General features: G+C 47.4%; 1 protein-coding gene. It reads left to right on the forward strand.

What is annotated here, in order from left to right:
• The coding region (locus F9Y84_RS21830; RefSeq protein WP_168756802.1) for an ISAs1 family transposase at window positions 1-1032 on the forward strand (1032 nt) is incomplete at both ends.

A 1032-nucleotide genomic window follows, 5' to 3' on the forward strand; every position in this document is an offset into this window, starting at 1 on the left:
TTAACAAAAAGCACGACTTAGTTGATGTCATTTTCCTTGTTATTAGCGCCATCATGGCAGGTGCTGAAGGTTGGCAGGATATCCAGCTCTATGGCGAGTCGAAGGAAGGTTGGTTGCGACAGTATCGGCCATTTAAAAACGGGATCCCAAAGCGGCATACCATCGCTCGGATCCTCAAATCTGTGGTGGCAGAATCACTGCTGGAAGCTCTGTTAAACTGGGTCAACGAGCAGCGACACACCGCGGGTAAACAAGTTATTGCACTTGACGGCAAAGTACTGCGTGGTTCGTATCGCGGCGATAAAAAGACGGCATTACAACTTGTTACTGCATACGATACAGAGTCAGGGTTAGTACTGTCACAGCAGTCCACTGAAACCAAGCAAGGCGAGATAAGTGTTGTGCGGAAAATGCTTGAAGTGCTTGATATTAAGGGCAGTGTTATCACAGTGGATGCGCTACATTGTCAACGGCAAACACTAGAAACGATTGCTGCGAAAAAAGCCGATGTTGTGGTGCAGGTTAAAAAGAATCAACCCAAGCTATATCAGGCTGTAACCGAGCAATTTCAACGCGTATTCGATGCTGGCAAGGAGCAAGTCGTAACCGAGGTGAAGCAGCAAGCTCATGGTCGTACAGAGACGCGGATAGTGTATCAACTCAAGCCAAAATTAGACGAAGCGTTAACGGCGCGTTGGCCGACAATTCGCAGCATCATCGCGGTAGAACGGCACAGAACCTGCAGCGGTAAAACCAGTATTGATACCAGCTACTACGTCAGCTCAATGTCACCAAAACATAAGCTGCTAGGCCACTACATCCGCCAACACTGGCGTATAGAGAACGGTCAGCACTATGTTCTAGATGTTGTTTTTAAAGAGGATTCATCAAGAATTTGTGTCGATGGTGCGGTAGAAAATATGGCCCTATTCAGGCGCTTTGTAATGAATATGCTCAAGCAGTGTGAATGCGGCTTACCGAGTCAACGCAGCAAATTGAAAACCGCTGGCTGGAACGACAAATTTAGGGCAC

The organism is Pseudoalteromonas peptidolytica, assembly GCF_012641745.1.
Lineage (GTDB): Bacteria > Pseudomonadota > Gammaproteobacteria > Enterobacterales > Alteromonadaceae > Pseudoalteromonas > Pseudoalteromonas peptidolytica.